General features: G+C 37.2%; 23 protein-coding genes. 7 read left to right on the top strand and 16 right to left on the bottom strand.

From position 1 onward, the window contains the following. Nucleotides 1-160: 160 nt before the first annotated feature. A complete protein-coding gene (locus tag CD118_RS03905) occupies nt 161-1,021 on the top strand; it encodes a GNAT family N-acetyltransferase (RefSeq protein ID WP_060829545.1) in 861 nt (286 codons plus the stop codon). A gap of 150 nt (nt 1,022-1,171) precedes the next feature. Here CD118_RS03905 and CD118_RS03900 read toward each other — a convergent pair whose 3' ends face one another. Then, nucleotides 1,172-2,080, bottom strand: coding sequence for an AEC family transporter (locus tag CD118_RS03900; RefSeq protein WP_050345309.1), 909 nt, complete (start codon nt 2,078-2,080; stop codon nt 1,172-1,174). 118 nt (nt 2,081-2,198) lie between these two features. On the opposite strand from CD118_RS03900, the gene CD118_RS11960 reads away from it, so the two are divergent. Together CD118_RS11960 and mspA are read left to right on the top strand one after the other, a co-directional pair. Continuing rightward, nucleotides 2,199-2,366, top strand: coding sequence for an SE1832 family protein (locus tag CD118_RS11960; RefSeq protein WP_016426344.1), 168 nt, complete (start codon nt 2,199-2,201; stop codon nt 2,364-2,366). A gap of 45 nt (nt 2,367-2,411) precedes the next feature. Next, nucleotides 2,412-2,729 (top strand): membrane stabilizing protein MspA, encoded by a 318-nt coding sequence (gene mspA, locus CD118_RS03895; protein ID WP_016426343.1) that lies wholly within the window; start codon nt 2,412-2,414, stop codon nt 2,727-2,729. A gap of 299 nt (nt 2,730-3,028) precedes the next feature. On the opposite strand, the gene CD118_RS03890 is transcribed toward mspA, so the two are convergent. The 3 genes from CD118_RS03890 to CD118_RS03880 all read right to left on the bottom strand — a co-directional run bounded on the left by CD118_RS03890 (nt 3,029) and on the right by CD118_RS03880 (nt 9,017). After that, complete coding sequence (locus CD118_RS03890; protein ID WP_103356298.1) at nt 3,029-4,195, bottom strand: aminotransferase class I/II-fold pyridoxal phosphate-dependent enzyme; 1,167 nt, start codon at nt 4,193-4,195, stop codon at nt 3,029-3,031. A 227-nt stretch (nt 4,196-4,422) separates the two neighbouring features. Next, nucleotides 4,423-7,578: an efflux RND transporter permease subunit gene (locus CD118_RS03885; protein ID WP_103356297.1), complete on the bottom strand. Its 3,156-nt coding sequence runs from the start codon at nt 7,576-7,578 to the stop codon at nt 4,423-4,425. A 170-nt stretch (nt 7,579-7,748) separates the two neighbouring features. Then, a complete protein-coding gene (locus CD118_RS03880) occupies nt 7,749-9,017 on the bottom strand; it encodes a lipid II:glycine glycyltransferase FemX (RefSeq protein WP_103356296.1) in 1,269 nt (422 codons plus the stop codon). A 233-nt stretch (nt 9,018-9,250) separates the two neighbouring features. Here CD118_RS03880 and CD118_RS03875 point away from each other — a divergent pair, with 233 nt between their 5' ends. Next, nucleotides 9,251-9,505, top strand: coding sequence for a hypothetical protein (locus CD118_RS03875; RefSeq protein WP_050330225.1), 255 nt, complete (start codon nt 9,251-9,253; stop codon nt 9,503-9,505). On the opposite strand, the gene CD118_RS03870 is transcribed toward CD118_RS03875, so the two are convergent. Then, entirely contained in the window at nt 9,496-10,263 is a 768-nt protein-coding gene (locus CD118_RS03870) for a VOC family protein (protein WP_050330223.1), read from the bottom strand. The genes CD118_RS03875 and CD118_RS03870 overlap by 10 nt on opposite strands. A 279-nt stretch (nt 10,264-10,542) precedes the next feature. Here CD118_RS03870 and CD118_RS03865 point away from each other — a divergent pair, with 279 nt between their 5' ends. Next, entirely contained in the window at nt 10,543-10,995 is a 453-nt protein-coding gene (locus CD118_RS03865; RefSeq protein ID WP_050330221.1) for a MarR family winged helix-turn-helix transcriptional regulator, read from the top strand. A gap of 207 nt (nt 10,996-11,202) precedes the next feature. Next, the gene (locus tag CD118_RS03860; RefSeq protein WP_103356295.1) at nt 11,203-13,089 is read left to right on the top strand and encodes an endonuclease/exonuclease/phosphatase family protein; all 1,887 of its coding nucleotides are present in this window, start codon (nt 11,203-11,205) and stop codon (nt 13,087-13,089) included. A gap of 107 nt (nt 13,090-13,196) precedes the next feature. On the opposite strand, the gene moaA is transcribed toward CD118_RS03860, so the two are convergent. From moaA to CD118_RS03830, 6 genes are read right to left on the bottom strand one after another with little or no spacing between them, the layout of a single operon-like run. Then, entirely contained in the window at nt 13,197-14,219 is a 1,023-nt protein-coding gene (moaA, locus tag CD118_RS03855) for a GTP 3',8-cyclase MoaA (protein ID WP_050330217.1), read from the bottom strand. Nucleotides 14,220-14,240: 21 nt separating this feature from the next. Further along, nucleotides 14,241-14,852, bottom strand: a complete 612-nt coding sequence (mobA, locus tag CD118_RS03850) for a molybdenum cofactor guanylyltransferase MobA (RefSeq protein WP_060829537.1) — start codon at nt 14,850-14,852, stop codon at nt 14,241-14,243. 9 nt (nt 14,853-14,861) lie between these two features. Next, nucleotides 14,862-15,095, bottom strand: coding sequence for a molybdopterin converting factor subunit 1 (gene moaD, locus CD118_RS03845; protein WP_050330214.1), 234 nt, complete (start codon nt 15,093-15,095; stop codon nt 14,862-14,864). Further along, on the bottom strand, nt 15,092-15,550 hold the full coding sequence (locus CD118_RS03840; protein WP_037559482.1) for a molybdenum cofactor biosynthesis protein MoaE: 459 nt from the start codon (nt 15,548-15,550) through the stop codon (nt 15,092-15,094). The genes moaD and CD118_RS03840 overlap by 4 nt, the downstream gene beginning before the upstream one ends. A 5-nt stretch (nt 15,551-15,555) precedes the next feature. Beyond that, nucleotides 15,556-16,032: a molybdopterin-guanine dinucleotide biosynthesis protein B gene (gene mobB / locus CD118_RS03835; protein ID WP_060829536.1), complete on the bottom strand. Its 477-nt coding sequence runs from the start codon at nt 16,030-16,032 to the stop codon at nt 15,556-15,558. Next, entirely contained in the window at nt 16,029-17,288 is a 1,260-nt protein-coding gene (locus tag CD118_RS03830) for a molybdopterin molybdotransferase MoeA (protein WP_103356294.1), read from the bottom strand. Before CD118_RS03830 ends, mobB begins: the two co-directional genes overlap by 4 nt. 69 nt (nt 17,289-17,357) lie before the next feature. Between CD118_RS03830 and moaC the strand changes: the two genes are divergently transcribed. Further along, nucleotides 17,358-17,837 carry a cyclic pyranopterin monophosphate synthase MoaC gene (moaC, locus tag CD118_RS03825; RefSeq protein WP_050330208.1) on the top strand — a complete coding sequence of 160 codons (480 nt, stop codon included), beginning with the start codon at nt 17,358-17,360 and terminating at the stop codon, nt 17,835-17,837. 181 nt (nt 17,838-18,018) lie between these two features. Here moaC and CD118_RS03820 read toward each other — a convergent pair whose 3' ends face one another. The 5 genes from CD118_RS03820 to modA all read right to left on the bottom strand — a co-directional run bounded on the left by CD118_RS03820 (nt 18,019) and on the right by modA (nt 21,810). Next, on the bottom strand, nt 18,019-18,519 hold the full coding sequence (locus CD118_RS03820) for a MogA/MoaB family molybdenum cofactor biosynthesis protein (protein ID WP_103356293.1): 501 nt from the start codon (nt 18,517-18,519) through the stop codon (nt 18,019-18,021). Between the two features lie 20 nt (nt 18,520-18,539). Further along, entirely contained in the window at nt 18,540-19,544 is a 1,005-nt protein-coding gene (locus tag CD118_RS03815; RefSeq protein ID WP_103356292.1) for a ThiF family adenylyltransferase, read from the bottom strand. Between the two features lie 219 nt (nt 19,545-19,763). Continuing rightward, entirely contained in the window at nt 19,764-20,369 is a 606-nt protein-coding gene (locus CD118_RS03810; RefSeq protein ID WP_060829532.1) for an ATP-binding cassette domain-containing protein, read from the bottom strand. After that, entirely contained in the window at nt 20,370-21,041 is a 672-nt protein-coding gene (gene modB / locus CD118_RS03805) for a molybdate ABC transporter permease subunit (protein WP_060829531.1), read from the bottom strand. It lies immediately after the preceding gene. A 10-nt stretch (nt 21,042-21,051) separates the two neighbouring features. Then, nucleotides 21,052-21,810, bottom strand: a complete 759-nt coding sequence (gene modA, locus CD118_RS03800) for a molybdate ABC transporter substrate-binding protein (protein ID WP_082704403.1) — start codon at nt 21,808-21,810, stop codon at nt 21,052-21,054. Nucleotides 21,811-21,815 lie beyond the last annotated feature (5 nt).

The raw sequence follows: 21,815 nt of genomic DNA, 5'->3' as shown, positions 1-21,815 counted from the left end.
CCTCGATACTCACGTGTTAAGCACTGAATCACTGAATTCATCATCTACAAACATATCGAAGTCTATTCTTCTTACACGTTTATTTCAGTAGACATACGCCTTTCATTTCAAATCGAAAAAACTTATAATAAGATAAAGTATCATACTAAGGAGGCGCACGATGAAGATTACTCAAGTCACTCCCAGTCGAGAAATTGCGTCATTTATACAAAATTATGCCACTGAAAAACAATCGTATACAAATAAACTGCCACTTAATCATATTGATGCTTTAGAACATTTTTTAGAAACAGCTGATGGCGAAATCAGTATATTTGTCGTTGAAGAAGCCTCAGACATTAAAATGGTTTTACTGTGCATGAGCTATGCGGAAAACCGTTATAAAGTAATCGGTCCTATTAAACAGAAAGATTATACATCTTCTGGAGAAGTATTTAAACAGTTATTTGATCAAATGACAGCACAACATACGCAACCTTCTACCTATTATTTTGCATTTTCAGTTCATCATGAATTAATCAAAGACTACATGAAAAACATTGGCGCATCTTATACGTTTACAGATTATCATTTAGAAACGAGTCAAGATTTGGGCGAAACCGACAACTTACGTCACATTGTTCCATATGCTAAAGCGTATCATCGCTATTTCCAAAAATTACATGAAGATACGTTTACACATCATGCGATGACAGCAAAAGAAATTATCGCATCACTAGATGATCAACATGAACTCGTCCTTTATATGGCAGAGGGCCTTTTAAAAGGTTACTTATATTTAATCTATGACGAAGAACAACACCATGCTGAAATTAAATATTTTTCTAGTCATTCAGACTATCGTTTAAAAGGCATCGCTTTTGATTTAATCCAACATGCAATACATCGTGCTTTATCTCGTCCTCAAATAGACCGTGTGTATTTTAAAATACGCAGTAAAAATCATCGCTTAGTTACTCGTTTTCATGAACTCGGCTTTAATATTACTTCAGAATATCAAAAGTTCAAGATATATCAATAAAAGTGTAAATAGCCCATCTTAGACGATTCGATCGACTTGCAAGCATTTATAAAAGAAGCGTAGGCAACTTGACTTGCCAACGCTTCTTTTATATACCTATTCAATCTCGCGTTTTTAATTAATGTTCGAGCTTAACTTATCCTTCCCCAATCAGACAAACAGATATTGATAGACGTACAAAATAACAATACTTATTACAATGGTTACATTACTGGCCATAGCAATGACGGGTAACGTTTTATATTTAAATTGAACCGCATACGAAAGTGCTGCAACACCTACAGGCAATAACCAAGTCAATTGTAATGTCGTTTTAACCATCTCATCTTGGACAGGTAGAAAATAATACACAAGCGTACCAAACAAAATACCGAAACCATAATGTATGACGAGATATTTTAGAGTCAATGGTAAAAATTGACGTTCGATTTTAAAGTCCATTAAAACACCTAATAAAATCATTGACAATGGTAAATTTGCGTGTCCTAAAATCTCGAAAAAGTGAATTGCAAAACTCGGTAAGTGTAATTGCAAAAGATTAAGCGTCAACATCAAGATATACGTCATTAATGGGACTGACTTGAGCATATTGAGTCCGACTTGTTTAGGATTAAATCCGCCACCCACTTGCTTAAAATAACTCGCTGCAAAATAAGTCAAACCAAACATGACAATGGCTCCACCAATATCTGCCATACCAAAATAAAGCAAGCCCTTTTCTGGCCAAATTTGCTGAACGAGTGGATAGGCAAAAATACCAATATTTAAAGCCGCCATCATCATTGCTACCGTACCTCTGATTTCGTTATTATATTTAATAAAGAGAATAACGATAAGTATTTTAGTGATGATACCGTATACCAACATCATGATTGGAAGTATGGTGAGTGACGGATTTAAAGTCACATGATTTAAGTTTACAATGACCACTGCGGGAAGTGTCACATTTAAAACAAGTACAGAAAGAACGTGACTCTCATGTCCCTGAATAAACCCGATTCGCTTAAGTACGTAGCCTACAGCAATGAGAAGTAAAATCATTAAGAAATTCTCTGTCATGCTACACCCCCTAGAAAATACCTTTCAAAAATTACTTAATTCTATGTTACTGTAAAACGTTTTAATAAAGCAATGTGAACATGCTATAATAGTAGAGATTCATTCAAGGAGGAAACTTATGGATTTAGAAAATCAGTTACAAGAACTTAAGCTGGATTACATTCGTATACAAGGAGATATAGAGAAACGCGAATCAACTTCACAGCAAGTAGATCCACTCGTTAGACAACTTGAGCACATCGAACATCAAATTGCTGACATTCGCGCTGAACTACAACAGCAGTAATGTCCCACAATGCCTTAATAGGACGATACAGAAAGGATGTACTTCATGTTAGCTTATCTTATCTTACTTCCACTGATGTACTTAATCGTAGGATATATCAGTATCTTTAAATTACAAATCGCGATGCCTAAAATATTACGCGCGATTATGGGAATTTTATTAATTATCGTTGTTGCGACTTCTCTCATTTACTACCCTGCACAAACTTGGTGGTTATTTGTCGTACTCTTACTACTGATTGGTAATGTTGAAATAACAGCCTTCAAACATTCTAAAGGAGACGAAAAAGGGGTTCAAATTTTAAATATGATGACCCTTTTTATACTCGTTATTTATATCATCATCGCTTTTATTTTTGTATAAATCCATGCATAATTATCATTAGATGATGTAACGTCTAACCATCAAACCAATAAGCACAGCACGTCTATGTTGAGATATGACCACATCTCAACCTATTTTAGCTTTTATTACAAGTATTCAGAAAGAGTCTGGGACTTCAACCCCAAAATAAATAGCGCTAAGATGATCTTTAATAGAAAATCGTCTTAGCGCTTCTTTTTATGATAAAACACTTTATTTATTTCAAACTTTTTCGTAAGTTCCGGTTTCTGTAACGCGCCATCTCTTTTTATTCGTCAAAAAACGATCAATTTAACCTCTTATTTTGCAGAATCGTTTTGATATAAAGATTTCAAAGAAACTAATCTTTCTAATGCGGTATTTAATTGCGCTTCGTCGATAGCAAAAGAAATTCGAACGTAGCCCTCCCCTTCTTCACCAAAAGGGTGACCAGGCGCCGCAAGTATTGACTTTTCTTGTAACAAATAGTCTATGAACGCATCGCTAGTAAATCCATTTGGACATTGTAACCAGAGGAAAATGCCCCCTTTGATAGGTTCATGTGGAATCTCTGCTTCATTTAATGTTTTTTCGATTAAATCACGACGATGGCCAAACACACGACTCTGCTCATTTAATACATCATCGCATTCGTTTAATGCCACTGTACAAGCATCTTGTAATGCACCATACATACCGGCTTGTGTATGGGTATGATATTTTTGTAAATTTTCAATCATTTCAGCGTTTCCGACGGCGAACCCAACGCGATAGCCAGACATATTATAGCCTTTAGAAAAAGAAAACACTTCAACAGCACAAGACTTTGCACCTTCAGCCTGTAGAATACTCGGATTGGGTTGGTCAAATCCAAAGGCTTGATACGCAAAATCATGAACAATTTTCGTCTTCGTTTCTTTAAAACGATCAATTGTGTCTTGGAAAAAGGCTTTTGTAGCTACCGAACCTGTTGGATTATTTGGATACGTCAAATAAATAAGGCGTGTATTTGTCGTGTCTACCACATTCCAATCGGGTAAGTAATGACGTGCTCTAGACAGTTTCAATGGTTTAGGGTGTCCTTTTGCTAATAACACACCCGCAAGGTAATCCGTATACCCGGGATCTGGCAATAGCACTTCATCCCCTGGTTCAATAACACATGTCGGCAAGGCCACTAAACCGTTCTTCGTACCATAGAACAGACAAACTTCCTTTTCTGGGTCTAAAGTGACACTAAACTGACGTTGATAAAAATCAACAATAGCTTGCTTAAGGGTCGCTTTACCTTGGAATGCTAAATATTTCTGATTTTCCGGCTTCACAATAGCCTCTTGTAAAGCTTTAATAATCACATCTGGTGTATCAGCATCAGGTATTCCTACTGCTAAATTAATTAAGGGTAAGGGGCCGTGTTCAACCTTCTTTCCCATTGTTTTACCAAAATAACTATCTGGAATCTCACTGAGTATTGTCGTGTACGCCATCCTATCGTCCCCCTTATTGTTATGGCTAATCGAAATTACGCTTAGTTCTTTTTAAACGTCTAAGTAGAGATAACCGAATTGAAATGCTCAATACTTGTAGCGACTTCAATTCGGAATGCTCTTCATCACTCGCCGTCATTTAAGGCTTCAACATGATGACTCTATCCAATGTTTAGAGAATTGATAATGATTCTATCTTACAAAAGCTCTTACTGAACGTCAACGACTTATGAACGATGCTGACGTCGCATTAATTTATTTCTAAGAGTGAATAAGATTTCATAAATAACAGGGACCACAACAAGTGTCAATATTGTTGATGATAAAAGTCCACCGATTACTGTGGCAGCAAGTCCTTTTGAAATCAAAATTGAATTGTCCTGACCAAACAATAATGGAATAAGTGCACCAATCGTAGCTATCGCAGTCATCAAAATCGGACGAATCCTTGTGCCCCCCGCTTCAAGTAACGACTCTTTCATCGACATACCTGACTTTTCATTATTAATCACTCTATCAATTAGTACAATTGCATTTGTCACAACAATACCAATTAACATCAATAAACCGATCATACTAGGTACAGAAAGTGTTTCTCCTGTTAAGATAAGCGCAAGGACAACACCAATCACGGTATATGGTAGCGCAAACAAAATTGTAAATGGTGCGAGCCCGCCTTTAAATGTAAGGACAAGCACTAAATAAACAATAATAATGGCAGCAAGCATCGCAAATGTGAGTTGTGAAAATGCTTCTTCGATGTCTTTATTTGTACCTCCTACAGAAGTATGCACATTTCTTGGTGTTTTAACTTTGTTCACTTGTTTGTTAACCTCTTGTGCAATAGAACCGACATCTTTACCAGAAATCGTAGCAGAAACGGTACTTGTGTAATCTCCGCCTTCTTTAACGAGTTTATTCGGTGTTGATGATGTTTTTAACGTTGCAACATCACTCAATTTCAAGTTCTCACCTGTTGGGGATGGTAATGGCGTTTGTTCTAATTTATCTTTTGTCCAATTCGTTTGTTTATCACGTTTAACGACAACATTGTACGTATGATTTTTCTCTTTCACTTTTGAAATGGTCATGTCAGGAATATTTTGATTGAGTATCATTGCGAGTTGCGCTGATGTGATACCTGTTTTACCTGCTTTATTCGGATCGACTTGAACTTCATATTGGTCATATGTTTCTGTTAAGTCTGATTTGACATTCGTTAAACCAGATACTTTGCCCATTTTCTTTTCGACCGCTTTGACAGTGCCTTCAATTTCTTCTGTAGAAGGACCTGTAACTTGGACTTCTAAAGTATTGGATTTGCCTCCTGTGCCCATATCAAGGTTTTTCCAATCTCCCGGGTGATGATAGGTCTTAATATGATTCAAGACACGGTCAGGCTCCTCTTTAAAATTAGGCGTATGTGTATCATATTTCACCATCATTGCCATACTATTCGTTGAACCTGTTGGATCGATTGGCGACGCGCCTCCAACTGAATATTGTACATGTTGAACATGTTTCTGCTTAGACAAATATTTTTCGACTTGTTCGGCATGATGTAAAACACCTTGCTCCGTTTCACCTGGTTTTGGTGAATATGTCAGTGCCATAAATTTATCTTCCCCAGTAGATATGAAACTTGTTCCTACTTTCATCGTACCTAAGACCACACTTCCCACTAATAACAGTGTGCTTAAAATAATGACAAGCCATTTATGATCTAAGCTCCAGCTTAATACCTTTTTATAGTAGCGACTGATGACACCGAGCTCTGACTTCGGTTGACGCTTAATCCCATTCTTAAAGAATACAGATCCCAGTACTGGAACAATCGTAATAGAAACTAATAAGGATGCAAGTAAACTAAATGTGACAGCATAGGCAAACGGTCTAAACATTTGTCCAACAGAGCCTGTAACGAAAGCTAAAGGTGCAAAAACGACAATCGTTACAAGCGTTGAAGACATAATCGGAATAAAGACCTCTTTCGTTGCAGAAATAATTAAATGATCACCAGAAAGCGACTCCTCTTTCCTTGTGAGTCTCCGGTAAATATTTTCAATAACAACAATTGAGTCATCAATGACACGACCCACTGCAACAGTTAAAGCACCTAGCGTCAAAATATTTAAAGAGACGTCAGTCAGTTTTAATGCCACTATAGCAATGAGAATTGACAATGGAATCGAAACTACAGATATAGCCGTCATTCTTACATTTCTAAGGAACAGTAAAATAACGATGATAGCCACAATTGCGCCGAGTAATGCTTTTTCAATCATGGTATTTAAAGCGTCTTTAATCGGTTTTGCAGTATCCATAATTTGTACGGATTTTAAATCTTTGTGCTGTTTAATAAAATCCTTCACCGTTTTTTCAACTTCATTTGCGACAGCTACAGTGTTTGCATCTTGTGCTTTAATAATTTGTACATCGACAGCATCTTTACCATTCGTTCTTGAAATTGACTCTCTTTCGTCTGCAAGTTTCACATCTGCGAGTTTTTTTAACGGCACAGATTGAGTTACGTCCGCTGCATTTGCAGATTGTCCTGACGACGATTGTGTTGACTGCAATGCCTGATTCTCTTTTTTATCATCACCCTGCTGTTCAGGACGACTTGATGATTGAGAAGCGATGGCTAAAGGAATCTCCATATTTTTCAGTGCATCGACAGAGGTATATTGACCGTCAATGACAATCGATTTTTCTGTATCACCAAATTGAAATAATCCTAAAGGTGATTTTTTGGTCGCTCCTTCAATATAATCTGAAACTTGTTGTGCATTAAGCCCTGCCTTTTGTAACTTTTGTTCATCAAATTTAACAGTCACTTTACGTTCCGTTTGTCCGTTGACAGTTGCTCGTTGCACGCCATCAATTGTTTGAAGCTTAGGAATTAATTGCGATTCTACTTCTTTCGTGCTCACTTTAACATCGTGATCATGCAAAATAGAGTATGCGACAACAGGAAAAGCATTAACTGTACTTCTTCGGATTTCTGGTTCTTGCACACCATCTGGAAAATCGATTTTCTTCAAAGCTTTTTCGATATCTTGTTCTGCTTTATCAAGATTCGTTTTTTCATCAAAATTTACAGTTACCATTGAAGCATTGGAGAGTGATTCCGTTTTTACACTTGTCACACCTGCCATGCCACGTATTTCTTCGTCAATAGGGTTACTGACTTCTTTCATAACTGTTTCTGGTGTTGCACCTGGCATTGTTGTAGTTAACGTCATTGTTGGAGGTTCAGTATCTGGTAAAAGTTCTAACTTCATTTTAAAACTCGCATAGGCCCCACCCAATACGATGAGTATCACCATTAACATGATTGCAAATTTATTTGACAATGAAAAATCTATCAATTTTTTGACCAAGTTTAACTCGCCCTTTCTCCCGCATTCATTCTTAAGTAGCGTTTATCCATCATTTTTTAAAAGTTTATTTCGCAATTGTCTTATGTAACGCAAAAATACTGCTCAAACATAAGCAATGATAACCGTACGGCGTATTATCATTGTTAAAGTGAACAGTGTCTTGCTTTAATTTAGTTTTCTTTATTTCGAAGCGCTTTAATCCGGCGAACCAGTTTGATTTTTAAATGTGTGAGTTGTGGTTTAAATTGCTCAACCGCTTTATAAACGATTGGGTTTAACACATAATCAAACTCCCCTATTTTTTCACTTAAGTGTGTACCCCATGCTTTTTTAAATGCCCACAAGCCATAGTGACTTGAATCTTTATCAGGTTGATTGTCTGTACCACCAAAATCATAAGTCGTTGCACCTTTTTCACGTGCATATTGCATCATTCTAAATTGCATATGGTGATTTGGTAAAAAATCACGATAATGATTAGAAGATGCACCATATAAGTAATATGATTTCTGACCGGCAAACATCAATAGCGCGCCTGAAAGGTATATTCCATCAGGATGCGTACGTTCTAGCGATTCCATGTCTTTAATCAATGCACTATTCTTATCACGCTTTTGTTGTGCATCTTTTAATTTATTACGCACTTTTTTATTGGCTTGATCTTTTTCCGATAGCCCCTGAATCTCTTGTTCTAATTTTTCTTGCTCATCACGCAAGTCTTTTAATACAGGCTTAGGCTCAAGTTTAACTAAGAAAAGTTCTGCGTCACCATCTGGATGTAGCGCATCATAAATCGTTTCAAAATATGAAACATCACGTGTTAAGAAGCCATCTCTTTCACCCGTTTCTTTCATTAAATTAGCAAATATTTTTAAATCTTCGCGTCCTTTGCGTTCTACTTTCGTTCCGCGTTTAAGTGCAAGTCTTACTTTTGAACGATTGCGGTTCTCAAAGCTTTGGATAAGCGCATCATCACTTTTATCGATAGGCGTCACCATGGTCATTCGCGGTTGAATATAGTCTTTTGCGAGGCCTTCTTTAAACCCTTTATGCTTAAACCCTAAATCTAATAAATCTTGCACTACAGTCATCCCTTGCTCAACTTCAACATCGGGATCAATTTTAATTGTGTAAGCTTTTTCATCTTTCGCGACTTTGATGGCCTCGACCAGTAAAGTCTTGAGTGCCCGTTGATCTGAATAATCAACGACAAAGCCTCGTGAAGCGTAGCATAGTGTATACGGAAGTTTCGGTATTTTTTTAAATAGTAATTGGGCAACCCCTTTAATTTCACCATTTTCTCCGACTGCAATTCGCTTCGCATACCAACCTGTCAGCTTTTTAGTTTCTCCCCATTTTGTCAATTGTAATAAATCGCCATTCGGATGACTTTTAACAAAGGCGTCATGTGCTTGATCAGTAATATTCATTAATTTCATTTTGACATTAATACTCCTTTAAATTATGGTCTTTATTTATTTTTTAGTATAATCAATCATACGTATCATTGAATTATCAATGAGATAGACATTTCAATTTTAAAATGAGGAAGCCTACTTGTCATCCAAAAGGAGCAGATTCAAGTTCAAAATTGTTATGACACACTTTCTCTCATTTAAAAGGGATTGCAAGTAACAAGCAATCATCTAATACAATCACTGGAGGTACTTAAATGCGCAATATCATACTTATTTTTTTATCTATTGTAAACTTAATCATTATAGAAATCACACTTAGCTTTAATACTGGAATAGATTACTTAAGTTTGCGCATTATTTTTGTTGCTTTTTCATTAGTTACGAGTGTCTATATGATTTTACTTTATCGAACATCGAAGCAACTTATTATTGCGCTTATAGCCGTTTTCATCTCGCTTATTCATATATTGCTTATCATACGTATCGTGTTTCAGGCGATTTATTCTTGAGGTGGTACGAATTGATAATTTGCACCCCGTGTCCGAATTGAGACTGGAGAATCAATGGTTTGATCGACAAACTGTACCGTATCGATCGCATCATCTTTACCCTCTACAATTTTAAATTTCACCTTTTTTGCTGGACTATGTAATATTGTATAGCGATCAGCAGTTTCTACCGTTTCCATATCAAACCATTGCTTCCAGTTTTCTACCATTGTTTGGCGTTGATGAGACAAGAACGTAACCATGTCGATTTTAAAGTTAGTTTGAAAGTTTTCTTCCAATTCAGCTTCTCTTTCTTCATCTGTTTTTTGCCACTGGATAAAAAATGGCATCATCATATCAAAATGATGGTTATTGACGTATAAAAGTTGCCATTGAACCGAATGCCCCTTTTTATTTTCACGTGTCATTGTAATAGGACCCACTGTTTCCAATCCACGCGCTTCGAACGCTTTCTTAAGTTTGACAATATCATGCGTTCTAAAGCAGAGCTTTTTAAAACCTTGCTTATAATCACTTTCCATAATGGCCTTCGCAAATGAATATTTACCATTTTGCGTTTTTGATTGTTGCTTCATTTTCCCTTGATTATAAATATCTAACAACTCAATATAGGATAAATCAATCTGTACTAAGCGATTGAATGTTCCTAGCGATTCATGTTGGCCGCCATATTGAATTTCTAAATATTTCCCAGGAAATTCAAAACGCTTTAAACCATGTATATAATGAATGATGTGATCCAATTCTATATCTATCATTTACTTACCTCCCACTTCGCAAGCCTTTGCTTCATTTTAACAAATATCATTCATGAAATCTCGATATACACTTAATTTAGCACGATACGTTTGATACCTATTATATTGCTACCCCATTCATCATGCATCCATTTAAAATCTTTGAAACTATGCTTGAACTATCTATGTTAAATCAAATAGATACGATTCATATATAAAGATATCGTAAACGCTCTGCTTTTTCGTCTATTTAGATGACGTGATATAATCAAGCTATTACGCAACAGAAAGGAAATCCTTATGAAACCTTCAGTATTGTTTGATGATTTGATGAAACTTCATCGTCCATATATTAAATATGTCCAACCTTTGTTGAATGAATATGATTTACACTCTGCACAATGGCTTGTATTAAAAGATATCGCTGCCCATCCCAACACAACACTCGTCCAAATTTCAAAGCGTCGTTCAATTGAGAAGCCGACGACACGAAAAATATTGAAAGTACTCAATGAAAAGAATTGGTTGACTATCCAAACTGGCGAAGACAAAAGAGAAAAATTGTTAAATCTCTCTTCATCAGGTCGATTATTACACGATACTTTAGCGCAACGCATTACTGAGCTACAAATGTCACTCTTAAACGAACTTTATTTATCAGATCAAGAAGTTTTAGCAGCAACCAAACTGATTGATGAAATTTACCATATCCTCCTTAAACATTTAGAACACAATGAAGAAAATAAAAAATAATAACTTAAAGTCATACGAGTCACAAAACGAGACTCATATAGGCGATATCTCTTCACAAATATAGCAATTTAACGCTTTTAGCATCATCAACTTATTTGTAGTGAGAAATTACCCTACTTCATCTCTATATTTTACTCAATTTTTACATTCTTTATATTCCTCTTTTGATATACTAAATATGAAATATATATTTTAGGAGGCAATCTATTGAAAAAGAAGTTAATTGGTAAAACTGTTGTTTTAAGCTTATTGCTGGCGCCCCCTGTTTTTCACGCGCAAAATACGTTCGCTAATGCACAAGGACAAGCACAATCAACACATTCTATTCAAATTCATGATATTCAAGGTGCAGGACACTTCTCACCTTTGAAAGGACAACATGTTCACAATGTTGAAGGCATCGTTACATATCAATATCAAGTAAAGGGGAATCATTATTTCCATTTACAAACACCTGACAAATATAAAGACAAAGACCCTAATACGTCAGAGGGGATTATAGTTTATGCGGGCCACTCTGCACCGTCCGTCAAAGTAGGTGACCTTGTGCAAGTTTCAGGTATGGTTGATGAGTATGCAATCGAAGGTTATGATACAAAGCAACAAACGGATCTGCCGGTCACAGAAATTGATGCACGTACTTCTAAAAATGGAAATATTAAAACATTAAAACATGATCAACCTTTACCAAAACCGATTAAAATAAAAAAAATACCTAAAACCATCGCATCTGATCAACATTTCTCAGTATATAATCCTAAAAAATACGCGATAGATTATTGGGAATCGTTAGAAGGTATGCGTGTGCAAATAGGAAATGTTCGAAGTGTAGGCCCACAATCTCACGGAGAAGTTTTTACTGTTTTAAATCGCAATCGCCAAGAAACTAAAAATGGTGGCGTGTTATTAAAAGAAGACAATCAAAATGGGCAACGTATCGCTTTTAAAATGAATGATAGCAAAAATCGTGCTCATCAATTTAATGTCAATACGGGGGACTACTTCAAAGGGCCTCTCATCGGTTATGTCAATTATAGTTTCCAAAACTATAAAATCAATATTGACTCAAAAGAGATGGAAGTCGCATACCGAAAGGGTAAAGCACAACAACAAGGCACTTACCTTAAACCTTCTGAAAATAAATTGTCTGTTGCATCATACAATCTTGAAAACTTTTCAAATGATGTGAAAACGTCAAGTCAAGATAAAGCTCAAAAATTAGCTAGAGGCATTGTTACCGATATGAAAAAACCTGATATTATCGGTGTTACAGAAGTGCAAGATAACGATGGACCTGGCAAAGGCGGCCCCGAAGCCCAAGCTTCATATGAGCGTCTCATTAAAGCAATAGAAGTGGCTGGTGGTCCAACCTATCGCTACGTGAACATTGATCCTAAAATGAATGTAGATGGTGGTCAACCGGACGCTAATATTCGCGTCGGCTTCCTATACAATCCAGATCGTGTTAAATTTGATGATCAAATCAAACCTGGTGATGCTGATACAGCCGTCGCATATCGAAATAACCAACTAACACATAACCCTGGACGTATTTCACCACAGGATCCAGCCTTCAAAGAGGTTCGAAAATCTTTAGCTGCACAATTTGAATTCAAAGGCCAACAAGTCATTGCCATCGCAAACCATTGGAAATCTAAGCGCGGTGATGATGGTTTATTCGGACGTCACCAACCTGTCAACGTTCGCACTGAACCTCAACGTATTGAAATTGCAAAACGTGTAGGTGCATTTGTCGCACAAGTTCAACAACAAAATCCTCAAGCGCATGTGATTTCTGTTGGAGATTATAACGATTTTCAATGGACACCTTCGTTGAAAACATTTGAAAGTTATGGCCTTAAAAATATGGTCAATACAGTGCCTAAGAAAGCAAGATATTCTTACGTATATCAAGGTAATACACAAACATTAGACCATGTTTTAGTGTCTAAACATTTGGCACCCCAAACACGTCTTGATATGATTCATGTTAATAGTGATTTCACTGAAATGTCTGGCCGTGCGAGTGACCACGACCCATTACTTGCGCAAATCGACTTATCAAAATATATTAAGAAGCAACATAAAAAATAATGCTACAACTTTAAAAACCCTTCAAAAGTCACATGAAAGATGAGACCTTGAAGGGTTTTATTTAATTATGAGGCAATCTTGACATCTCAGTCTATCTGCGCTGTCGATTAACCCCCGATATAGTTCATATTTATTTTATTCTTACGGCGACGCGCAACAGTTTGTGCTGTACGTTCATCAGAGTAACGGTCATCACGGACATGCCATAACTGTTTAAGTTGTGCTATGATCTCCTCATCTGTCATCTGGCTTCTTAAAAGTTGTCGCACATCGAATCCATTGACACTGCTAAACAGACAGCCATAAAATTTACCATCGGATGAGAGTCGTGCACGTGTACACGTTGAACAAAATGAGTCAGAAACGCTTGTAATTAAGCCGAATTTGGACTGAGCGCCTACGTATCGATAATACTTTGCAACTTCTCCAAAGTATTTAGGTGGCTCTGCTTCTACCTCAAATTCCTTATGAATCATTTCTAACATTTCATCTTTTGTCACAACTTTACTAAAATCCCATCCGTTATCATTACCTACATCCATAAATTCAATAAAACGTATTGTAACATCTTTATCTTTAAAATAATGGAGCATTGGAATAATTTGATTATCATTAATCCCTTTTTGGATAACGACATTGACTTTAACTTGTAAACCAATAGCGACTGCATAATCAATTTGTTCAAGTATTGTTGAAGCTTTAATACCACGATTGTTAATCGACTGAAATACCGGATCTTCAATAGCATCTAAACTGACATTGATTCTTCTTAATCCAGCATCATACAACTTTTGTCCATGCTTTTTAAGTAACAAGCCATTGGTTGTCACGCCTATATCTTCTATTCCTTCTATCGCATTAATTTGAGCGATTAATCGATGCAAATCACGGCGCAGTAATGGTTCTCCACCGGTGATTCTTACCTTTTTCACACCTAATTGTGCATAAAGTCGTGTAATTCTCGTAATCTCTTCAAAACTCAATAATTGATCTTTAGGTAAAAAGACATAATCATCCCCGAAAATTTCTTTTGGCATACAGTAATCGCATCGAAAATTACATCGATCTGTGACGGAAATGCGCAAATCACGAATGGGTCTTCCCAACTTATCTAATATTTGTTCAGCCATTTTGCGCCCCCCTTTTTTCCATTACTCTATCATTTCTGCTTCTAAAGTTGCCAAATCATCTTGGTAGTTAATATTTTTAAACCAATAACTTGGGCCGTTAATTGAATCTGCATCCAACCAATCGGTAGAAACTTGTTCATAAACATGCTTCATACTTAAATCATCCGATTGAAGCACTCGTTCAATAACCGGAAATACACGTTTATGATAAAAGGCAATCGTAGGTATTGGTGCCCCTTCATTTGCAAACCCTGCAATATCTAAATGTTCTTCTATAAGATTAGAGACCATAAATTGATAAAGCTGGCTAATCGCTTTTTTAGTAACCATCGGCGTATCCACCGAAATAACGAAGTAAACATCTTCCATTTCATCTTGAACCATCGCACTATAAATACCTGCAAGAGGTCCCTTACCGCGATGATTTGCATCATCAATGACCACTTGTGCTTTTTGCGCTTCGAATTGCATAGCCAAACTTTCATTCGTACTAATAATAATATCACTGAACATATTTGTTTCTTGTAGCGTATCGATTAACTTATGATAAAAGGGTGTGCCTTTAATTTCTGCAAATGCTTTGGGTGAACCAAACCTTTCGGAGTGACCACCTGCTAAGATGATAGCTTTCATGATTTGTTTTTAACCTCCACTGACTGGTGGTATGAGCGCAACCACATCGTTCGGCTGTATCACATCATCCACTTGAGCAAAATCTTCGTTGATTGCCACTTGGAATTTTTTTCCTTGAATGGCAGGATAATTTTGATATAAATGTTGTTTCAAAGCTGTGACCGCAATCGGATGATCAAAGTGGAATGTTTCTTCAGATTGACCTAATAATTCTTTGATTTCGGCAAAGTATAATACTTTCACGACTGCTGTCCTCCCTTTTGAATGGCATCTTCATGGTACCCTTTTTGGTGTCCTTGCCATTCGGCACCATCTTCCCATATTTCTTTTTTCCATATTGGAACCATTTCTTTTATACGTTCTATCGCGTACTCATTCGCTTGGTATGCATCTTTTCGATGCGGCGATGACACACTAATACAAACCGCAATGTCCGAGATTTCTAACGCACCAATACGGTGACCAATTGCAGTTATTGTGCCTGGCCAACGCTCAGCAATCTCATCACCAATTTGCTTCAATTTATTTTCAGCCATCGGAACATAAGCTTCGTATTCAAGATATTGTGTCCGTATGCCTTTGGTCCACTCACGTACATGTCCTGTAAAGACAACAATCGCCCCTTGCTTTTCATTCAAAGTGTACATGCGATATTGTTCAGGATTGAGTGGTTCCGTTGTAACTTCAAACTGTTTCAATCTCTTCATCCTTTATTATTTTGCACCCACGTATCAAGCCATCTTTCAAATTGACCAAATTCATCGACAACTTTATCTCTATGCAGTGCATATTTTACATTACTCAATCTATTTAACTGTTCAAATTCCGCTTGATTACGATATAAAACCACTTTATCATAATCAGCATCCTTATACCCTTCAACTAGAATAATACTGTCATCAATGGTAACACATTCACCGATCAAAGTCTGTAAACTCATTTCATCATAGCGTTGTATTGATTCTATATATTGATGACCTTGAACAATACTTTGATCTGCGCCCGCATTAAAATGTCGCATGTGATCTACATGCTCATGTGGTAGTGTAATCTCTTCATGTGCATGGCCATGATGCTTAATCGTAACGACAGGATAGCCTAATCTTTTAAAATGTTTTACGATTCGAGATACAATTGTTGTTTTACCTACATCTTTATAGCCGACCACTTGTAAAATCATAAAAACAGTTCCTGTTGATAGGCTTCAGATGATGTGAGCACGACACTTACTTGATGCCCCTTCTGGAACCCTCTTGTTCCGCCAGGCAATACCATCATCGCATTACTATGCGCAATAGATACTACGGCACCAGATTTGTTAAAACCTGATGGTGAAACAGTGGCTTCACGCCCTGTCAAAACAACATTGGCACGTACAAATCTTGTAAATGGGTTGGCCTTTTTAAAGTCTTCCATTAATGTGGCGCGGATAACTGCTGGATAATAGCGTTGTGCATGCATCATATGATAAATGGCTGGTTTAACGAAAAGCTCAAACCCTGAGTAACATGCAGATGGATTGCCCGATAAGCCGAACAAATATTTTTCGTTCGCAACAGCGACAGTTGTTACACTTCCAGGTCTCATTGCAACCTTATTAAACAGGACCTCTGCGTTTAAAGCGCGATAGATGTCAGGTAAATAATCATAATCTCCGACCGAGACGCCCCCAGTAGTAATCACGATGTCATGTTTCTGATGCGCTTCTTTGACAACAGCTAAACTGCTGTCAAAATCATCTTCTTGAATCCGATATAACGTGCCTTCAATTCCTTCTTTACGCAACAGTGCATGAATCATAGGTCCATTCGAATTTCTAATCTTTCCAGGCTCTAACGGTGCGTCAATATCGAGCAGCTCACTGCCAGTGGCGATGATAGCGACACTTGGCTTTTGAAAGACAGGAACGTCGACATAACCGAATGTAGCTAATACGGCCACCACACCAGCATTAATGCGTTGACCTTTTGTCAGTACAACATCCCCTTCACGTGTCTCTTCACCCATCATGGAGATATTCTCATTTTTATTGAAAGGTTTACGAATAGTAAAACCTGATTCGCTTTCAACAGTTTGTTCTAGCATAACGACCGCATCGGCACCTTGTGGAATTTCTGCACCAGTCATAATACGGACAGCTTCCCCTTTTTGTAATTTTTGAGTTGAGACCGCACCTGCGCCGATATGATCAACCACTTTAAATGCTTTGCGATGGTCATGACTCGCACCTTGTGTATCTTCACTGCGCAATGCAAATCCATCATAGGGCGATTTATCAAAGCGTGGAATTGCATAAGTGGCAACAATATCTTCTGCTAAAATATAGCCTTCACTTTCATATATGTTGACCTTTTTGGCAGACAACAAAATATTTTGTTTCACAACACGTTCAATAGCCTCCATCACTGGAATGGGGTGTCTCTTTTCTATTGGCATTCCGCATACACTCCTAACAAATTAAAAGATTCATGCTATACTAACCTTGCATCATTAAGGAGGAATAGCATGTCTGAATTTACACATTTAAACGAACAAGGTAACGCCAAAATGGTTGATGTTTCTGATAAAAACACGACCCAACGTACTGCCATTGCCCACGCAAGCATCCAAGTAAATGCGACAATTTATGAACAAATCATTCATAATTCTAATAAAAAAGGAAATGTCTTGAATACTGCACAAATTGCGGGAATTATGGCAGCTAAAAACACATCAAACATTATTCCTATGTGTCATCCACTCGCGCTGACTGGTATAGATATTGCTTTTGACTGGGAAATGAAGGATGATGAATACCGACTTCATATCGATGCCACTGTTTCAACGACTGGAAAAACAGGTGTTGAAATGGAAGCACTGACTGCCGCCTCTGTCGCAGCACTAACGATTTACGACATGTGTAAAGCTGTCGACAAAGGGATGATTATTGGCGAAACTTACTTAATCAAAAAAACAGGCGGAAAATCAGATTTTAGTCGTCACTAGCTCTATTACCAAATGTAGATAATGGTCTTATTCAATCAAGTGGGCCACTCAAGTCATTCCTATTTCTTACTTTATGCGTTGCCCGCTTGATTAAATTGCAATATGTGCACAGTAAATCACTAAACTGTCTGAAAACCACATTTTCTCTTCAAAACACTCTTCTTTTTACTCTCCGTTAATGCTAACGATTCATTTCATGAACGAGATGATTGATTTCAGGTAAGATCAATCGATTCATTCCCAACTTAACTGCGCCTGTCGAACCCGGCAAACTAAAAATTAATGTTTGACCTGCCGTACCGCCTATAGCTCTTGATAATAAAGCCCGTGTACCGACGTCTTCTACAAAGCTTAAATAACGGAAGAGTTCACCAAAGCCTTCGATTTCTTTCGTCAGTAACGGTCGTACCGCTTCGATAGTGACATCCCTAGGTGCAATTCCTGTCCCACCTGTCGTTATAATGACATCGAGCGGCTCTGTTAACCATTGCTTAAGTTGTGATTCAATTGCAGAGCGGTCATCTTTAACAATTTGATAGTGTTCGGGCTGAACCATACAATTCGTTGTTTGTAACAACGTTTGAACGAGTTGCCCCCCTTTATCTGTATCAACAGTTCTTGTATCAGAAACTGTAAGTACAGCACAACGTATTTCACGATTGAGCTTTACATTCGTATGCATTGAATAACCTCCTTTTATGACTAACCAAACAATTTATGTACTAAAACTTGTGCTTGATGTAAATCTTTTAACCCATGTATGAGTATGCGGCCATCTTGAAAAGCCACAATACGATAAGTTTCAAAGTTGAAGCGAATTAAATAACCATTCGATTGATAAGGGATATGACGTTCTTGTAAAAATATAATGAGCGCTTCATGTGTCAACGAAGGATGTTGATATTGTACAGTATCCCTTCCGCACAATGCCGCAAAGTGTGTCGCATGTGCATTCATATAAGGGTAAGTCGGTGCTTTCCCACATGTTGGACAATCTGAACGATATAGGCGTTGCATGCCAAATCGATAATGTGTCCCCTCCCAAATGTCACCGTATGTGAGTTTTGCTTCTATTGGCGTTTCAGTCAAAATTTTCAAAGCATCAGCTAATTGTAGACTTGTGGTCATCGTCACAGCAGGCTGAATCACCCCCACTGTGTCACACGTCAAATTCATTGATGGAATTTGTGGCACGAGACATTGAAAGCAAGGCGTTTCACCCGGAATAAATGGCGCTTCCACATAAGTACTTTGTACCACACCCCCATAAATCCATGGTGTGTGATATAAATAAGCGGCATCGTTAATCAGTAAACGTGTTTCAAAATTATCTGTTGCATCCATAATTAAGTCTACTTCTGGTACAATTCGTTCTAAAAAAGGACTGTCGACATGTTCGATAAACGTTTCGATTTCTACATCACGTCGTATCGCATGCAACATTTGTTGCGCTGCAATCACTTTAGGTACACTTTCATCAGCATCTTGCTCTGTAAACAATGTTTGTCTTTGCAAATTTGAATGTTCAATATAATCTCGGTCGACAATCATTAGTTTTCGGATACCTGCACGCACTAAGCCTTCAGCAACGTGGGTCCCAAGCGCACCCATCCCTACAATCAACACTGTCTTTTGATTTATTTTTTCTTGGCCACTTTCACCGATGCCTTTATATCGTATTTGTCTAGAATAGCGATCCTTTGCCATATTAAAACGCCTTTCCATTGATTCTTTTTATTTATTATACGGCCTCTATTTTATCTACTCAATTGATTAAAACTTAATTCTAATTTTTTCACAATTAGGTAAAACCGTATTATTCTCTCAGTAGATTCCCTACATTTTAATGACACGTTTGAAGCTCAATAATAGCCTCACTCATCACACTATTAAGATGAATAGGTACTTTAAAACTCATAGATGTCTTCATTGAAGCACGATAGTTTCATCCGCTAATGCATTGGCTTCCCATTTCGAGTGCGTAACAAAAATAATAGGTATTTGCCATTGTTGATATATTTCTTTGATTAAATCAATCCCTTGTTGCTTTGTCTCATCGTCTAAACTTGAAAATGGTTCATCTAACAGTAGTAAATCTGGTTTCATACTTAATGCACGCGCTAACGCAATACGCTGTTTTTCTCCACCAGAACAACGCTCTGGATATGACGTTAATAAGTGCTTTATGTTTAATTGGTCAATTAAACGTTCAATGTGCGCATTATTTTGTGCCATAAAGGTAATATTTTTAAATACTGTCATGTGTGGAAATAACTGATAATCTTGAAACAGATAGCCTATACGTCTATGTTGAATGGGTATATGTACACGTTGTGACGTATCAGTCAATGTCCGATGATGTATGCGAATAAATCCTTTATCTGGTATACGAATACCAGCAATCATATTTAGTAATGTCGTTTTACCAATACCAGAATTACCTTGTATCGCATAGATACGTGGCTGATCATTTTGAATATGAGTATGAATCATGCGATGGTTAATCTCTGTTTGAATATTTATCTCGAACAATTACTCCACCTCCTGATAACGATCACGGTTTAACATGTTCATTGTACCGATGACCGATATGGCAAAAGCGACGAGTACAACTACCCATAGCCAAGCTTGGTTCTCTCGACCTTGTTGGACTAAAAAGTAAATCTCTAAAGGCAATGTATTCGTTTTCCCCGGAATATAGCCTGCCACCATCAATGTTGCGCCAAATTCACCAATGGCACGTGCAAAAGATAACATCGTTCCGGTGATTAACGCCCGCTTAGATAACGGCAAAATAATTTTAAAAAAGATTTTCAGCTCAGATGCCCCCATCGTACGTGCGGTATTTAACATTTTAGGATTAATATTTCTAAATCCTTGCACGACGTGTTGATACATTAACGGAAAGCTCACAATCACTGAAGCAACCGTTGCCCCTATCCATGTAAAAACTACTTTAACACCAAGTACATCCGTTAAAAAATGACCGAAACCTCCATTCACTGAAAAGAGCATCAGTAACAAAAAACCAAGAACTGTTGGAGGTAAAACAATAGGAAGTAATACAATGCTTTCGAGCATATGCGTCCACTTTTGTTTTCGATGATACATCGACTTTGCGAGTAAAATACTCAAAATAAAAACGATGATGGTGCTTACCACTGCCACACGTATTGAAATCCAAAGCGGCGTTAAATCGTGCATATCAACTCACCTAATTCTTAAAATGATAATCTTTCATAATTCGTTGTGCTTTGTGACTCTTCATAAAGTTGTACCAAGCTTTTGCTTCTTTTGTATCTGTAACTCTACCCATACGATAAACAATAGGCTTTTTAAGTGGCGCTTCAGCTACTTTTTCGACACCGTTACGTTGTTGCTTTCCGACGTATAAATCTGTGTTATAAACAAATCCTAATTGCGCGTTCCCTTTATCAACATAATTTAATACTTCACGCACATCTTTTGCATAAACGACTTGAGGTTCTACTTTTGACCACAATTTTTGGCTTTCGAGATAAGTTTTCGCATATTTTCCAGCCGGTACAGATTCAACTTCACCCATTGCAAGATGATCTTTATCGACTAATTGATTCACGCTTTTGATAGGGCTTCCTTTTTTGTGAATTAATACGAGTGTATTGCGTGCATAATCATACGTCTCTTTAACTTTTCCTTTTTGATTGAGTAAATCTACATCTTTCGTATTTGCCGACATCAATACATCTGCAGGTGCCCCTTTATCAATTTGTTGACGTAAAGCGCCTGATCCTCCGTAGTTGAAGTTCACCTTAACATTAGGATATTCTTTATGAAAAGCTTGCTCCAAATCTTTTGTCACATCTGTCAAACTTGCAGCCGCTGACACAGTTAACGTTTTCGACTGGTCTTCTTTTGAATTGGATGAAGACTGTCCGCAGGCTGACATTAACAATAAGCAACTTAATACAAGTAATCCAAATAACTTTTTCACCTAAA

The sequence above is a fragment of the Staphylococcus coagulans genome, from assembly GCF_002901995.1.
GTDB lineage: Bacteria > Bacillota > Bacilli > Staphylococcales > Staphylococcaceae > Staphylococcus > Staphylococcus coagulans.
Note: the sequence above shows the minus strand (reverse complement) of the source record. Positions and strands in the feature narration are given on the sequence as shown.

Excerpts from the sequence above, each read along its gene's own strand:
- CD118_RS03905 (WP_060829545.1), top strand. The coding sequence starts at position 161 with ATGAAGATTACTCAAGTCACTCCCAGTCGAGAAATTGCGTCATTTATA.
- CD118_RS03900 (WP_050345309.1), bottom strand. The coding sequence starts at position 2,080 with ATGACAGAGAATTTCTTAATGATTTTACTTCTCATTGCTGTAGGCTAC.
- CD118_RS11960 (WP_016426344.1), top strand. The coding sequence starts at position 2,199 with ATGGATTTAGAAAATCAGTTACAAGAACTTAAGCTGGATTACATTCGT.
- mspA (WP_016426343.1), top strand. The coding sequence starts at position 2,412 with ATGTTAGCTTATCTTATCTTACTTCCACTGATGTACTTAATCGTAGGA.
- CD118_RS03890 (WP_103356298.1), bottom strand. The coding sequence starts at position 4,195 with ATGGCGTACACGACAATACTCAGTGAGATTCCAGATAGTTATTTTGGT.
- CD118_RS03880 (WP_103356296.1), bottom strand. The coding sequence starts at position 9,017 with ATGAAATTAATGAATATTACTGATCAAGCACATGACGCCTTTGTTAAA.
- CD118_RS03875 (WP_050330225.1), top strand. The coding sequence starts at position 9,251 with ATGCGCAATATCATACTTATTTTTTTATCTATTGTAAACTTAATCATT.
- CD118_RS03870 (WP_050330223.1), bottom strand. The coding sequence starts at position 10,263 with ATGATAGATATAGAATTGGATCACATCATTCATTATATACATGGTTTA.
- CD118_RS03865 (WP_050330221.1), top strand. The coding sequence starts at position 10,543 with ATGAAACCTTCAGTATTGTTTGATGATTTGATGAAACTTCATCGTCCA.
- moaA (WP_050330217.1), bottom strand. The coding sequence starts at position 14,219 with ATGGCTGAACAAATATTAGATAAGTTGGGAAGACCCATTCGTGATTTG.
- mobA (WP_060829537.1), bottom strand. The coding sequence starts at position 14,852 with ATGAAAGCTATCATCTTAGCAGGTGGTCACTCCGAAAGGTTTGGTTCA.
- mobB (WP_060829536.1), bottom strand. The coding sequence starts at position 16,032 with ATGATTTTACAAGTGGTCGGCTATAAAGATGTAGGTAAAACAACAATT.
- CD118_RS03830 (WP_103356294.1), bottom strand. The coding sequence starts at position 17,288 with ATGCCAATAGAAAAGAGACACCCCATTCCAGTGATGGAGGCTATTGAA.
- moaC (WP_050330208.1), top strand. The coding sequence starts at position 17,358 with ATGTCTGAATTTACACATTTAAACGAACAAGGTAACGCCAAAATGGTT.
- CD118_RS03820 (WP_103356293.1), bottom strand. The coding sequence starts at position 18,519 with ATGCATACGAATGTAAAGCTCAATCGTGAAATACGTTGTGCTGTACTT.
- CD118_RS03815 (WP_103356292.1), bottom strand. The coding sequence starts at position 19,544 with ATGGCAAAGGATCGCTATTCTAGACAAATACGATATAAAGGCATCGGT.
- modB (WP_060829531.1), bottom strand. The coding sequence starts at position 21,041 with ATGCACGATTTAACGCCGCTTTGGATTTCAATACGTGTGGCAGTGGTA.